Here is a 13,334-nt window from a genome sequence, read left to right on the forward strand (position 1 = left end):
CGGATCCAGGTCAGCAGCAGGTCGAGGGCGAGCAGGACACAGATGCCCGCGTCGATGCCGATCGGGAAGACGTAGGAGAAGTTCCCGAAGCCCTTCTTGATCGCCAGCTCGCGCACGGCCGCGTACGAACCGGCGAAGCCGATACCGGCGATGATCAAGGCGCCCGTCACGACCACGCCTATGAGAACGCGGTGCATCCGAGTCAGCTGGATTGGCGCGGCCACCCGTACTCCTCCCCTTGCGTGTTGTTGCGCGCAACAGAGTGGCACATGTGTACGGCGGACGCGTTGCCGGTAGGCCAGGAGCCCGGTTCCGAATGAGCCGGGCTTCCACAAAATGCCTGAACGAGCGCGGATTTGACCGTCGAGTGTGACAGTCAGCTCTTCTTCGACGCTGACGTGGACGGGGACGCGCTCGCGGCCTTGGACGCCGACGCCGACGGCGAGGCCGCCTTCGATGCCGACTTCGACGGCGACGGACTTGTCGTGCCCGCATCACCGCCCGTCTTGCCGTCGGAGCCGGAGCCGGAGCCGGAGCCGGTGTCGACGCCGTTCGCCGACGCCACGGCCACCGTCGCCTCCTTCGCCGCCTTCTGCGCGGCCTTCACCAGGTCGTCGGCGTTCGGGGTCTTCTCGCCGGCCAGGCCCGCGCCGTTGTAGTCCAGCGTCACGACCACGTTCGCCACCCGGGCCACGACCGTCTGCTGCTTGAAGGCGCCTTCCTTCTTCTTCAGGTCGTAGCGCACGGTCGTCGCCTCGTCACCCGTGCCGGCCAGCGGCTGCGCCGTCGCGTTCTTCGCCTCCGGCACCGCGCGGGCGTCCTGCACCTGCTTGGCGTAGAACGCCTGCGCCTGCTTCTCGCCGCTGCCGCGCGCTGCGTCGGAGTCGAAGCGCAACAGGGAGACGTTCAGCCAGCGGAACTGCGAACCCTTCACGCCCTTGTTCTCCAGGCTGTCCCAGGAACAGCTGGCCCGCGACGTCGCGTCGTCCGAAGTGCCCTCCTTGGCCGACTTCACACCCTTGGGCACCAGTTCGGTCAGGGTCTTCGTCGACAGCACCCCGCACGCCTTCGGCAGCTTCTGGAACGCCGCCGCCTGGATCGTCGGGGACGCGCTCACCGAGGGGTTCGTGCCGCCCCCGGAGCCCTGCTGCGTGCTGTCACCGGAGGCGGAAGCGGATCCGGAGTCGGCGCCGGAGTCCGAGGAGCAGCCCGCCGCGACCAGGATCACGGGGACCGCCGCCGCACCCACAAGGGCACGGCGAAGGTGCTTCGCTCGCCGGACTCGCTGCTCGTACTGGCCGTCTCGCTGGGCTCGTCGCTGCATGGTTCCTTCACTCATGACGCTCGTGGTTCCTGCGGTCGGATCGGGTCCGAGGGGCCACGGTACGCGGTGAGGAAGCGGCCCGGTCGTGCTTCGTCCGCTTTGCGGACCGGACCGGGCGAGCCCCGAAGTGGCCTCAGCCGGGCAGTGAGTCGGCGAGCTGCGAGGCCAGTTTCCGGGCCCTGTCCTGCATTTCCGCGCTGTCCGGCACGATCCCGACCATCGCCGGCTGCTCCTCGTACACGACCGTCACGATGACGTTCGACGTGCGGAACGCCACAGTCACCGTGCGCTGTTTGGCCGTCGAACCGGAGCTGCTGAGCGCGTCGTCGAGATACGCCTCGTCGCCGAGATCGTCGAGAACCCGGGGCTGGAGGTCGGCCGGAGCGACGGTGGACGAGGCGGACGGCGAGGAGGTGCCCGAGGGCGACACCGAGGACGAGGAGGACGAGGAGGACGAGGAGGACGAGGGAGACGATGAGGGCGACGAGGGCGACGAGGACGGCGCCGAAGTCGCGTTCGCGCTCGGGTCGGCGGACCCGCCGGCCGCCCCGGCCGGGGCGCTCCCGGAACTGGAGGCGGCCGGAGCCGGAAGGTCGGCCGCCGTCACCTTCGTCGCGAAGAGCTGCTCGGCCTGGCTGTCGTCGCTCACCGCGTTGTCGTACGACACCACCCGCTCGAAGTCGACGAAGAGGTGGTCGGTCGCGTCCGGGGAGTCGATCTTCCAACGGCAGCCGACCTTGCGGTCGTTGTCGTACGTCAGTGTCGCCTGGCCCTGGTAGGCGGTGTCCCGCTGCGTCTCGTCCGTGAGCTGCGCGATGCCGGGGAGCAGGGAGTCGAGGGTGCCGTGGCCGACCGCGCCGCACGGCTCGGGGAGCGTGCGGTACTTGCCGGGCTGGGCCGCGGCGGTCACCGCGCCGGCCTCCCCGGGATTGGAGTTGTCGGTGGTGTCGCCCTCGCCGGAGCTACCGGTGCAGCCGGCCAGCAGTGCCGCGAGGAGCGCGGCGACGCCGGGTACGTATGCCTTCCGCTGCACGGTGAGGCTCCCTTCGACGGTTTCTCGGTGGGTGTCGGTCCCGGGAACTGTCCCGGGCCTGCCAGTGTCCCCGCTGGTTATTCGCTTGCCGCACGGGGGCGGTCCCTGGAGACAATGTGTATCGCACGCACTGCCGTGGACGCCGGTCCGTTGTCCCATACGTCGACCTTGGCGCCGGTTTTGCGTTTTCAGGCTTTTCTTTTGTTTCCGGGGGAATGAGGACGATATGTCGTACGTGGAGATGCCGGGCGCGCAGGTTCCGATCCGTATGTGGGCCGACCCCGCGGCGGTCGAGGACGTGGCCATGCGCCAGCTCCAGAACGTCGCGACCCTGCCCTGGATCAAGGGCCTGGCCGTGATGCCGGACGTGCACTTCGGCAAGGGTGCGACGGTCGGCTCGGTCATCGCCATGCAGGGTGCGGTCTGCCCCGCGGCGGTGGGTGTCGACATCGGCTGCGGGATGTCGGCGGTCAGGACCTCGCTGACGGAGAACGACCTGCCCGGCGACCTGTCCCGGCTGCGTTCGAAGATCGAGCAGGCGATCCCGGTGGGGCGCGGCATGCACGACGACCCCGTCGACCCGGGCGGCTTCCACGGCCTGGCGACCGCGGGCTGGGACGACTTCTGGGGCCGGTTCGACGGGATCGCGGATGCGGTCAAGTTCCGCCAGGAACGCGCCACGAAGCAGATGGGAACGCTCGGCGCGGGGAATCACTACATCGAACTTTTGCTCGATTCCGAGGGGGCGGTGTGGCTTACGCTCCACTCCGGGTCCCGGAACATCGGCAAGGAGCTGGCCGAATATCACATCGGTGTCGCACAGAAGCTTCCGCACAATCAGGGTCTGGTCGACCGTGATCTTGCTGTCTTCGTCTCCGACACCCCGCAGATGGCGGCCTACCGCAACGACCTGTTCTGGGCGCAGGAGTACGCGAAGTACAACCGCACGCTCATGATGGCGCTCCTCAAGGACGTGGTCTCGAAGGAGTTCCGGAAGGCGAAGGTGACTTTTGAGCCGGAGATCTCGTGCCACCACAACTATGTGGCAGAGGAGCGGTACGAAGGCATGGACCTTCTGGTCACCCGGAAGGGCGCGATCCGGGCGGGCTCGGGTGAGTACGGGATCATCCCGGGCTCGATGGGAACCAGCTCGTACATCGTGAAGGGCCTCGGTAACGAGAAGGCCTTCAACTCGGCCTCGCACGGGGCCGGTCGGCGGATGAGCCGCAATGCGGCCAAGCGCCGTTTCTCGACCAAGGATCTGGAGGAGCAGACGCGGGGTGTGGAGTGCCGCAAGGACTCCGGTGTCGTGGACGAGATCCCGGGCGCGTACAAGCCGATCGAGCAGGTGATGGACCAGCAGCGCGACCTCGTGGAGGTCGTGGCGAAGCTGAAGCAGTTCATCTGTGTGAAGGGCTGATGTGCGAGGTTCCCGGACGAAGGTGTTCAGGAACCTCGCACAGCCGACTACTGGTCGTTCGGCATGGGAACTTGCCCGGTACGCAAGCGCCACAGGCGGATGTAGCAGCTCTTCTCGGTTCGGTCGAGCTCTCTGGCTGCTGTTGCGTCGTTGTTCAGCTTGAGTAGCACCCGGTCTTCCCACTCGCTCCAGCGTCGGCGGTCGGGGGCAGTCTTCATGCCGGCCGGGCGGATCCAAGCGGCCAGCGAGTCGGCCGCTTTCTGCTTCCGATCCAGGGACAGGCAACCCTTGTAGTAGAGGTGTGCTGCCAGTGTTTGGGCGTTATCCGCCGTGTAGAGGATGTTGTAGATGCCGTCACGGGCGTTGCGTTTGAGGCTGCGCTCGGCCTCTGTGATTTTCCCGGCGTAGAAGCACATGTAGGCGCCGATGGCGGTGCTCTGCGTCGTCAGGGAGATGAAAGGAAGTCCCCGGCTGGTGTAGCCGACCGAACCGTCCGCGTCGATGAGGCCTCGCATGTAGTCGCGATGCGAGAACTGATCACGTGGCGGCGCGACGTTCCTGGACTTGCGTCCGTAGGGCAGGCCGAGGTCGTTGAGCCGTGTTCGGGCTTCGAGGGAGCAGAGAGTCCAGACCGCCGAGTGATGGATACCGGCGAAGTTGGTGGACCTGGTGCGCTCGGTGATGCTGCTGTTGTAGGGCGTCAACTGCTGGAACCTGCGCAGGACCTCGATGTCTCGGACAGTGATCTCGACGGCCAGGCGGCCTTTCTGCCCCGGGCCTTGGTGCAGATGCCCGTCAGCCTGCAGGAAACCGAACATGTACGCGTACTCGGGGACCGTGAGATCCATGAACCGTCGCGCGTTAGGCTCACAATCGGCCACAGGGAAGCTCCACTTCCGTGCTGGTCAGGCCCTCGCCCGGGATGCCGCCCGGACGAGGGCCGTCGTGTTGATGGTGTGGCGTGAGCCTAGGTCGCGAGTTCGGACGCCATGCGGGTGATCGAGCTGGTTCATCCCTCCGGGTGATGCGAGCCGTTTGGGCCGGGGAACCGGAGGCGGTGTCGGACCTGTCTTTCACTGCGGGTCCGACCACAGGTCCGACCGCAGGTCCGACGCATCGATACGGGGGTAATCACGATGAGGCGTCAGCGCATACGTGTTGTGGGCGGGGTCGCCGGTCTGGTGCTGGCCGCGGGGGTCGTGCTCGCGGGCTGCTCGCAGAGTTACGACGACCAGCGGGGCAAGGGGGACGCCCCGGTGAAGGGCAAGGCGGGCGACGACACCCCCGCCGAGGTCTTCAACATGCCGGACGGCTTCGGCAACCTCGCCACCAAGTGCGTGGGGCACGGCTTCCGTGCCTATGTCACGACCAACGCCAGCGGCCCGTCGAACGTGCAGATCGTGGCGGACAAGACGTGCGCCTCCTGAGCCGGCGCCCCGGGCGGGCCGTCGCCGGCTGCGGCGCGCTGCTGCTCGTCGTGCTGCTGGGCGGCTGCTCCAGGGAGCACTACCAGGAGCGGGGCAAGGCCGACGCCCCGGTGGCCGGACGGGCCGGGGAGGACAGCCCGGCCGAGGTGTACAACTTCCCGGACGGCTTCGGCAACCTCGCCACCAAGTGCGTCGGGGCCGGCAGGCGGGCGTACGCCACCACCCGGTTCGTGCAGGAGGACGACGACGATGTCGTGATCATCCCGGCCAACGCGGTGATCGTCGACGACCCGGACTGCTCGAAGCCCTGAGGCTCACTTCGCGTGGCGCACCGCGTAGATCATCACGAACGCGACGATGTGGATGCCGAAGAGGAAGTACGCCAGGAAGATCCAGACCCGGCGTTCGTCCTTGGTCTCCTGCGCGAGGCGGCGCTGCTCGGCGTCCCGGGCGGCGTCGTCGGACGCCTGGTCCGGCCGGCTCTCGGCGTCCACCGTCACAGCTCCCGGTGGACCTTCGTGTTGGACGCCTGGGCCCGCGGGCGGACGACCAGCAGGTCGATGTTGACGTGGGCCGGGCGGGTCACCGCCCAGGTGATGGTGTCCGCGACGTCGTCGGCGGTCAGTGGCTCGGCGACGCCCGCGTAGACCTTCGCCGCCTTCTCCTCGTCGCCGTCGAAGCGGGTCAGCGCGAACTCGTCGGTCTTGACCATGCCGGGCGCGACCTCGATGACCCTGACCGGCCGGCCGACGATCTCCAGGCGCAGGGTCTCGGCGAGGACGTGGGCGCCGTGCTTGGCGGCGACATAGCCCGCGCCGCCCTCGTAGGTGCCGTGGCCCGCGGTGGAGGAGACGACCACGACCGTGCCGTCGCCGCTCGCGTCGAGCTTGGGGAGCAGGGCCTGGGTCAGGTTCAGCGTGCCCAGGACGTTCGTCTCGTACATCGTGCGCCACTGCGCCGGGTCGCCGGTGGCGACCGGGTCCGCGCCGAGCGCGCCGCCCGCGTTGTTGACCAGGACGCCGACGGTCTTGAAGGCGCTCGCGAACTCGTCGACGGCCGCGCGGTCGGTGACGTCGAGCTGGTAGGCGGTCGCGGAGTGGCCGGCCGAGGTGATCTCCTTCGCCAGCGCCTCGATGCGGTCGGCGCGGCGGGCGGTCAGGACGACGCGGTAGCCGGCCGCGGCGAGCTGCCGGGCCGTGGCGGCTCCGATTCCGCTGCTCGCACCGGTCACTACGGCGATGCGGGAGGCGGCGGACGGTGCGGCGGTGGCCATGGGCTGCTCCTCGGGCGTGCGGACGGCTCGGGCCCGCGGACGACTCGGGTCGGTGGGTGGTGCGGCTGGTGCCCGCTCGTGGGCCTGCGGGTGGCGCGGGCTCGCGGGCGGTCGTTCCCGCTCAGGGTAGGCGACGGGGGCGGTCGGGCGGACGGGCGTTCCGAGGGGCGGGCGGTCAGCCGCCGTGCCTCGGCGCCCACATGATCACGGCCATGCCGGCCAGGCAGATCGCGGCGCCCACCAGGTCCCAGCGGTCGGGGCGGAAGCCGTCCGCGACCACGCCCCACAGGATCGAACCTGCGACGAAGATCCCGCCGTACGCGGCGAGGATGCGCCCGAAGTGGGCGTCGGGCTGGAAGGTGGCGACGAACCCGTACGCGCCGAGCGAGAGGACGCCGCCGGTGATCCACAGCCAGCCGCGGTGCTCCCGCAGCCCCTGCCAGATCAGCCAGGCGCCGCCGATCTCCAGGAACGCGGCGGCGACGAACAGGGCGGCGGAGCGGACGATCGGCATACGGGCAGCTTGGCATGCCCCTCGGCGCGGCCGGGGCCGGGGCGTCACCTGTTGGAGGGCGCCTGCCGTCGGCGGTGCGTGGGATACATCCAGGCGACACCCCCGCGACCGGGGTGGAGCGAGCGGAGTGAGGAGTGGTGTCGGCATGCGGAGACCACGCAGGGCGCGCGGAGCGCGGCGGACCGGGGAGGACCGGCGGGTACGGAGGTCGTGCGGGGCGCCCGGGGTGCGTGCCGCCCGGGGGTTCGTGGTGTGCGGGGTGGCGCTGGCGGCCGTCGGCGGGACGACGCCGTTCGCGGGTGCCGCGGGCGCGCCGCGGGCCGACCTGGCGTACCACGGGACGGCGGCGCTGCGCGGCGGCCTGCTCGACGTACGGCTGACCCCGTACGACCACGGCCCGTCCGCGGTGCCGGACGCGACCGTGCGGCTGAAGTGGTCGGCGCCGCTCGTGGACCGGCAGCGGTTGCCGGGCGGGTGCGCCCGTACGGGGGTGCGTGAGGTGGTGTGCCGGACGGGCGCGCTGGCCGCGGACGGGTTCGGCGAGCGGATCGCGCTGGTGCTGCGGCTGCGCGGCCGGCCGCAGGAGGTGACGCTGGCGCTCGACACGGTGTGGGCCGGTGGCACGGTGGACCGCAACCGGACGAACGACCGGCAGCGGGTGCTGGTCCTGGACACGGGAGACCCGTACTCCTTCTGAGTGAGGGGCGCGCCCCTGGGACGGGGGCGCGCCCCGCTTCGGGGTACGGGGATCGCCTGGTTTCCTGCTAGATACGTGTATGTCGGACTACTTCCGACCGCTCGACCGGCCTGGCGGGCCGGTCCGGTCGGTCGCGGCGCGCTCTCTGCGTCGTACGATCTCTGCACGGCGCAGGTGAAGAGGAGCGGGCATGTCCGGGTCGGAGAACGAGCGGTCGCGGCTGTTGGACGAGCTGTCCACCGTCTCCCGTCGCTACATGGCCTCGTACGCCCTGTTCAACCAGGCCGTCGCCGACCATCTCGGCCTGCATCCCACCGATCTCCAGTGCCTGAACCTGCTCACGCTCGAGGGCGGGCCGGTGACCACGGGCCGGATCGCGGAGTTGACGGGCCTGACGACCGGGTCGGCGACCCGGCTGGTGGACCGGCTGGAGAAGGCCGGGTACGTGGTCCGGCAGCGGGACGCGGGGGACCGGCGGCGGGTGCTGGTGGCGACCGTGCCGGAGCGGATCGCCGAGTTCGGGCAGATGTGGAACCGGCTGGCCGGCGGCTGGAGTGCCCTCTTCGACGGCTTGGACAACACCGAACTGGCCCTGATCATCGGGCACATGCGGCGGACGGTGGACTTCAGCGGGGAGCAGATCGCCCGGCTGCGGGAGGGGCGGGTCTAGGGCGCGCTCGGGGCGTCGTTCTCGGTGTCGTAGCGCTCCCGGGCCGTGTGGACCTCGTCGAAGTGGGCCTCCGCCCAGGCCTTCACCGCGGTGAGCAGGTGGGCGAGGCTGCTGCCCAGCGGGGTGAGTTCGTAGTCCACCCGGACCGGGACGGACGGGGTGACCGTGCGGGTGAGGATGCCGTCGCGCTCCAGTGAGCGCAGGGTCTGCGTGAGCATCTTGGGGCTCACTCCGGCGATCTTGCGGGCGAGGTCGCTGTAGCGCAGGGGGCCGGTGGCCAGCGCGGCGACGACGAGACTGACCCACTTGTCGCTGATGCGGTCGAGGAGCTGGTTGGTGGGGCAGCTGCGCAGAAAGGCGTCGTACTCGAAGCGCGCCTGTTCGCGTCGCTGGGCCGCTGTCGTGGTCGCCATGGCTCTCCTCCGGGTGCGGTAGGCACCTTCAGGTAACTACTTCCCGATGGATAGTAACTCTTCCTAGGGTTGCGGAAGCGGCACGGGGGCGGCACGAAGGCGTCGCACCGGTCGCGGATCCGAGAAATCCGAGTAATCCGAGTAATCCGAGAGATCCGAGAAGCCGAGAGGTCCGGGAAGCCGGAAACTCCGGGAGTGCGGGGAGAGTTGTGATGATGCGTGCCGTGGTGGTGACGTCCTTCGGCGGTCCCGAGGCCGTGCGGGTCGTGGAGACCGAGGTGCCCGAGCCGGGTGCCGGACAGGTCCGGATCAAGGTGGCGGCGGCCGCGCTGAACCCGGTCGACGCGGCGGTGCGGTCCGGTGTGTTCGGAGGCGCGGGCGGTCCGATCGGCCTCGGCTGGGACGTCGCGGGGACGGTGGACGCGGTCGGCCCGGACGCCGCGTGGCGCGTGGGCGACGAGGTGGTGGCGCTCGCCCCCGGTGTGGCCGAGCCGCTGGGTTCGCACGCGGAGTACGTCGTCGTCGGCGCGGACGCGGTGGCCGCGGCGCCCGCGACGGCCGACGCGGTGTCCGCCGCGACCCTGCCGCTGAACGGCCTGACCGCCGTACAGGCCCTGGATCTGCTGGAGTTGACGTCGGGGCAGTCGCTGCTGGTGACGGGCGCGGCCGGCGCCGTGGGCGGCTACGCCGTCCAACTCGCCGCCCGGCGGGGGGTGTCGGTGACCGCGCTGGCCCGCGAGGAGGACGCGGAACTCGTCCGGTCCCTGGGCGCCGCGCACTTCACGGCCGGGGAGGTCGAAGCGGCCGGCTTCGACGCCGTGTTGGACGCGGCGGTGCTCGGCGGTACCGCCCTGGCATGGGTGCGGGACGGGGGAGCCTACGCCGGGGTGATTCCGGGGGCCGCGCCCGCCGCGGCGCGGGGCGTGCGGACCGGCGTGGTCGAGGTGCGCGCCGACGGGGCGCGGCTGGCGGAGCTGGCGCGACTGGTGGACGAGGGGGCGCTGACGCTCCGGGTGGCGGAGACGTACGCCCTGGCCGACGCGGCCAAGGCGCACGCCCGGCTGGCGGAGGGCGGGGTGCGGGGGCGGCTGGTCCTCCTGCCCTGAGCCGACAGGTCCTCGTACGCCTCACGGGCCCTCTCCCGGGACCCGGCCGCCGGTCTCAGTGGCCGTGCTCCTCGGGAGCCCTGCGCGGCAGGAGGCGTACGAACGGCAGGCACAGGGCCACCGCCGCGGCGACCACGGTGAGGCTCACCGTCATGGCGTGGGTCTCGCCGTGCTCGGCGGCCCGGAAGTAGACGGTCGTCACGGCGGCCGCGCCGATCGCGTTGGCGAGTTGCTGCACGGCGTTGAGGGAGCCGCTCGCGCTGCCCGCCTCCTCGGGGGCGATGTCGCCGATCGTGACGTCGTAGACCGTGCCGAAGCAGGTGCCCATGCCGACGCCGACGACGAACAGCGGCAGGACCAGTTGCCAGGCGCCGGTCCGGCCGAGCGCGCAGAGCAGGAGCAGGGCCGCGCAGCCCGCCAGGATGATCAGCAGGCCGGTGGTGACGAGCCGGCGGCCGAAGGCGTGGATCAGCCGGTAGCAGGCGATCGAGGCGACGACGATCCCGGCGGAGAGCGGGACCAGGCCGAGTGCGGCGCCCGCGGGGGAGCGGCCGAGGCCCTGTTGCAGGTAGAGGGAGACGGCGTAGAGCAGGCCGGAGACGGCGGCGAAGGTGGCGACGCCGAGCAGCAGGCCCGAGGTGAAGCCGCGGTGGCGCAGCAGCGACGGCCGCAGGAGCGGGTGTGCTGCGGTGCGCTGGCGGTGCCAGAAGGCCGCGGCCAGCGCGAGGCCGAGCAGCAGGAGGGCGATCGGGCGGGCGGCCGGACCCGCCTCGGCCGGACCTCCCCCGGCCGGGGCGCCGCGGGCCGCGCCGTCGATGAGCCCGCCCAGCAGGCAGAGCATCGCCCCGCCGAGCAGGGCGGACCCGGGGCCGTCGACGACCGTGTCGCGGCTGCCGGGGTCGCGGGGCAGCAGCCGTACGGCGGCGAGCAGGGCGGCGCCGCCGAGCAGCAGGTTGATCAGGAACATCGGGCGCCAGCCGAGTCCGGCGAGGTCGGCGTCGACGAGGAGTCCGGCCAGGACCGGGCCGCTCACGGCGGACAGGCCCATCACCGGGCCGAACAGGCTGAACGCCTGGCCGATCCGGTCGCGCGGCCAGGTGGCGGCCAGGATCCCGAAGCCCTGCGGGACGACGAGGGCCGCGAAGGCGCCCTGGGTGAGCCGGGCCAGGACGAGGACGGTCGGGTCCGGGGCGAGTCCGCAGGCCGCCGACGCGACCACGAATCCGGCGAGGCCGGTCAGGAACAGCCGTCGGCGGCCGTGCTTGTCGCCGAGCCGGGCGCCGGGGACGAGCAGGACGCCGAGCGCGAGGGCGTAGGAGGCGCCGAGCCACTGGACGAGGCTCTGGCCGCCGCCCAGGTCGCGGGCGATCGTCGGGGCGGCGATGTTGGTGATCGTTCCGTCGAGGAGGTCCAGGACGTCGGCGGCCAGGACCACGGCGAGGACCGCCCAGCGGGCGCGGGCGGGGAGGGGGCGGGGCGCCGCCGGGGTCTCGTCTGCGGCTGAGGCCGGGGCTGGAGCCGGGGTCGGCGCCGTCGCTGGGGCCGTCGCTGGGGCCGGGCCCGGGGTCGGCGGTGTGCGTGGGCGACCATCGTCTTCGTAATGCAGTATCTGTGTCACGCAGATAAATATCCGCACGTGGCTCCCGGCCGTCAAATCGAATATCCGCGGGTGGAATACCCGCGGACCGAGTCCCGTTGGAGGGGTATAGTTGAATCATCAACAACTTGGAGGTTGAGCGACCATGCAGTTCGGCATCTTCAGCGTCGGCGACGTCACCCCGGACCCGACCACGGGCCGTACACCGACCGAGCGCGAGCGCATCAAGGCCATGGTCGCCATCGCGCTGAAGGCCGAGGAGGTCGGGCTGGACGTGTTCGCGACCGGCGAGCACCACAACCCGCCGTTCGTGCCCTCGTCACCGACGACCATGCTCGGCTACATAGCCGCACGCACCGAGAAGCTGGTCCTCTCCACGTCCACGACCCTGATCACCACCAACGACCCGGTGAAGATCGCCGAGGACTACGCGATGCTCCAGCACCTGGCCGACGGCCGGGTGGACCTGATGATGGGCCGCGGCAACACCGGTCCCGTCTATCCGTGGTTCGGCCAGGACATCCGCGAGGGCATCAACCTCGCCATCGAGAACTACGCCCTGCTGCGCCGGCTGTGGCGTGAGGACGTCGTCGACTGGGAGGGCAAGTTCCGCACGCCGCTCCAGGGCTTCACGTCCACCCCGCGGCCGATGGACGACGTGCCGCCGTTCGTCTGGCACGGCTCCATCCGCTCCCCGGAGATCGCCGAGCAGGCCGCGTACTACGGGGACGGCTTCTTCCACAACAACATCTTCTGGCCCGCCGACCACACCAAGCGGATGGTCGAGTTCTACCGGAGCCGGTACGCCCACTACGGCCACGGCACGGCCGAGCAGGCGATCGTCGGCCTCGGCGGCCAGGTGTTCATGCGGAAGAACTCCCAGGACGCCGTGCGCGAGTTCCGGCCGTACTTCGACAACGCGCCGGTCTACGGGCACGGGCCCTCGCTGGAGGACTTCACCGAGCAGACCCCGCTGACCGTGGGCTCCCCCCAGCAGGTGATCGAGCGGACCCTGTCCTTCCGCGAGTACGCCGGCGACTACCAGCGCCAGCTGTTCCTGATGGACCACGCGGGGCTGCCCCTGAAGACCGTCCTGGAGCAGCTCGACCTGCTCGGCGAGGAGGTCGTGCCGGTGCTGCGCGAGGAGTTCGCGAAGGGCCGTCCGGCGGACGTCCCGGAGGCGCCGACGCACGCGTCGCTGCTGGCCGCCGCCGCGGAGGAGAAGAAGGCCGACAAGGACAAGAAGGAGGTCGGGGCATGAAGCTCGTCGTCGTCTCGGCGGGGCTGAGCGTGCCGTCGTCCACGCGGCTGCTGGCCGACCGGCTGGCGGCGGCCGTCGGCCGGCAGGCCGAGGTCGAGCTGGAGGTGGTGGAGCTGCGCGACCTCGCGGTCGAGATCGCGCACAACTTCACCAACGGGTTCCCCGGGCGCAAGCTCGCGGCGGCCCAGGCGGCGGTGACCGGGGCGGACGGCCTGATCGTGGTCACGCCGGTGTTCACGGCCTCCTACAGCGGGCTGTTCAAGTCGTTCTTCGACGTGCTCGACAAGGAAGCGCTGGCGGGCAAGCCGGTGCTGATCGCGGCGACCGGGGGTACGGCACGGCACTCGCTGGTGCTGGAGCACGCGCTGCGGCCGATGTTCGCGTACCTGCGGGCGGTGGTCGTGCCGACGGGCGTGTACGCGGCGTCGGAGGACTGGGGAGCGGAGGGCCTGGAGGGGCGCGTCGAGCGGGCGGCGGGGGAGCTGGCCGCGCTGATGCGGGGTCTGTCGGCGGCCGCGCCGGTCCGGGACGACCTCGACGTGGTGCCGTTCGCCGAGCGGCTCGCCGCGCTGCGCTCCGCGGGGTGAGCGGTCGCCCGG

At 71.1% G+C, this 13,334-nt stretch carries 17 protein-coding genes; 8 read left to right on the forward strand and 9 right to left on the reverse strand.

Annotated features, from left to right (window positions below; translation table 11 throughout):
• From ACWC24_RS19740 to ACWC24_RS19750, 3 genes are all read right to left on the reverse strand, one after another.
• A partial coding sequence (locus ACWC24_RS19740) for a DUF2637 domain-containing protein (RefSeq protein ID WP_450664117.1) occupies positions 1-224 on the reverse strand: 224 nt, incomplete at its 3' end.
• 152 nt (positions 225-376) lie between these two features.
• Positions 377-1,339, reverse strand: coding sequence for a DUF3558 domain-containing protein (locus ACWC24_RS19745; RefSeq protein ID WP_450664118.1), 963 nt, complete (start codon positions 1,337-1,339; stop codon positions 377-379).
• A gap of 118 nt (positions 1,340-1,457) precedes the next feature.
• Entirely contained in the window at positions 1,458-2,357 is a 900-nt protein-coding gene (locus ACWC24_RS19750; RefSeq protein ID WP_450664119.1) for a DUF3558 domain-containing protein, read from the reverse strand.
• A 226-nt stretch (positions 2,358-2,583) separates the two neighbouring features.
• On the opposite strand from ACWC24_RS19750, the gene ACWC24_RS19755 reads away from it, so the two are divergent.
• Positions 2,584-3,777 carry an RtcB family protein gene (locus ACWC24_RS19755; protein WP_450664120.1) on the forward strand — a complete coding sequence of 398 codons (1,194 nt, stop codon included), beginning with the start codon at positions 2,584-2,586 and terminating at the stop codon, positions 3,775-3,777.
• A 47-nt stretch (positions 3,778-3,824) separates the two neighbouring features.
• On the opposite strand, the gene ACWC24_RS19760 is transcribed toward ACWC24_RS19755, so the two are convergent.
• On the reverse strand, positions 3,825-4,625 hold the full coding sequence (locus ACWC24_RS19760) for a hypothetical protein (RefSeq protein WP_450664121.1): 801 nt from the start codon (positions 4,623-4,625) through the stop codon (positions 3,825-3,827).
• 288 nt (positions 4,626-4,913) lie between these two features.
• Between ACWC24_RS19760 and ACWC24_RS19765 the strand changes: the two genes are divergently transcribed.
• On the forward strand, positions 4,914-5,204 hold the full coding sequence (locus tag ACWC24_RS19765; protein WP_450664122.1) for a hypothetical protein: 291 nt from the start codon (positions 4,914-4,916) through the stop codon (positions 5,202-5,204).
• Positions 5,192-5,515 (forward strand): hypothetical protein, encoded by a 324-nt coding sequence (locus ACWC24_RS19770; RefSeq protein WP_450664123.1) that lies wholly within the window; start codon positions 5,192-5,194, stop codon positions 5,513-5,515. Before ACWC24_RS19765 ends, ACWC24_RS19770 begins: the two co-directional genes overlap by 13 nt.
• 3 nt (positions 5,516-5,518) lie before the next feature.
• Here ACWC24_RS19770 and ACWC24_RS19775 read toward each other — a convergent pair whose 3' ends face one another.
• The 3 genes from ACWC24_RS19775 to ACWC24_RS19785 all read right to left on the reverse strand — a co-directional run bounded on the left by ACWC24_RS19775 (position 5,519) and on the right by ACWC24_RS19785 (position 6,991).
• Positions 5,519-5,698, reverse strand: a complete 180-nt coding sequence (locus tag ACWC24_RS19775) for a hypothetical protein (protein WP_450664124.1) — start codon at positions 5,696-5,698, stop codon at positions 5,519-5,521.
• A gap of 2 nt (positions 5,699-5,700) precedes the next feature.
• On the reverse strand, positions 5,701-6,477 hold the full coding sequence (locus tag ACWC24_RS19780) for an SDR family NAD(P)-dependent oxidoreductase (RefSeq protein ID WP_450664125.1): 777 nt from the start codon (positions 6,475-6,477) through the stop codon (positions 5,701-5,703).
• A 175-nt stretch (positions 6,478-6,652) separates the two neighbouring features.
• Positions 6,653-6,991, reverse strand: coding sequence for a YnfA family protein (locus tag ACWC24_RS19785; RefSeq protein WP_450664126.1), 339 nt, complete (start codon positions 6,989-6,991; stop codon positions 6,653-6,655).
• A 226-nt stretch (positions 6,992-7,217) separates the two neighbouring features.
• Here ACWC24_RS19785 and ACWC24_RS19790 point away from each other — a divergent pair, with 226 nt between their 5' ends.
• Complete coding sequence (locus ACWC24_RS19790; protein WP_450664127.1) at positions 7,218-7,688, forward strand: hypothetical protein; 471 nt, start codon at positions 7,218-7,220, stop codon at positions 7,686-7,688.
• Positions 7,689-7,878: 190 nt separating this feature from the next.
• Positions 7,879-8,358, forward strand: coding sequence for a MarR family winged helix-turn-helix transcriptional regulator (locus ACWC24_RS19795; RefSeq protein WP_450664128.1), 480 nt, complete (start codon positions 7,879-7,881; stop codon positions 8,356-8,358).
• Here the strand turns inward: ACWC24_RS19795 and ACWC24_RS19800 are convergent.
• The gene (locus tag ACWC24_RS19800; RefSeq protein ID WP_450664129.1) at positions 8,355-8,771 is read right to left on the reverse strand and encodes a winged helix-turn-helix transcriptional regulator; all 417 of its coding nucleotides are present in this window, start codon (positions 8,769-8,771) and stop codon (positions 8,355-8,357) included. The genes ACWC24_RS19795 and ACWC24_RS19800 overlap by 4 nt on opposite strands.
• Before the next feature lie 215 nt (positions 8,772-8,986).
• Between ACWC24_RS19800 and ACWC24_RS19805 the strand changes: the two genes are divergently transcribed.
• Entirely contained in the window at positions 8,987-9,877 is an 891-nt protein-coding gene (locus tag ACWC24_RS19805) for an NADP-dependent oxidoreductase (protein WP_450664246.1), read from the forward strand.
• Between the two features lie 55 nt (positions 9,878-9,932).
• On the opposite strand, the gene ACWC24_RS19810 is transcribed toward ACWC24_RS19805, so the two are convergent.
• Positions 9,933-11,312, reverse strand: coding sequence for an MFS transporter (locus tag ACWC24_RS19810; protein WP_450664130.1), 1,380 nt, complete (start codon positions 11,310-11,312; stop codon positions 9,933-9,935).
• 307 nt (positions 11,313-11,619) lie between these two features.
• On the opposite strand from ACWC24_RS19810, the gene ACWC24_RS19815 reads away from it, so the two are divergent.
• Together ACWC24_RS19815 and ACWC24_RS19820 are read left to right on the forward strand one after the other, a co-directional pair.
• Positions 11,620-12,735: an LLM class flavin-dependent oxidoreductase gene (locus tag ACWC24_RS19815; protein ID WP_450664131.1), complete on the forward strand. Its 1,116-nt coding sequence runs from the start codon at positions 11,620-11,622 to the stop codon at positions 12,733-12,735.
• Positions 12,732-13,322: an FMN reductase gene (locus ACWC24_RS19820; protein WP_450664132.1), complete on the forward strand. Its 591-nt coding sequence runs from the start codon at positions 12,732-12,734 to the stop codon at positions 13,320-13,322. Before ACWC24_RS19815 ends, ACWC24_RS19820 begins: the two co-directional genes overlap by 4 nt.
• Positions 13,323-13,334: the final 12 nt, after the last annotated feature.

It is taken from the genome of Streptomyces sp. NPDC001443 (assembly GCF_053597355.1).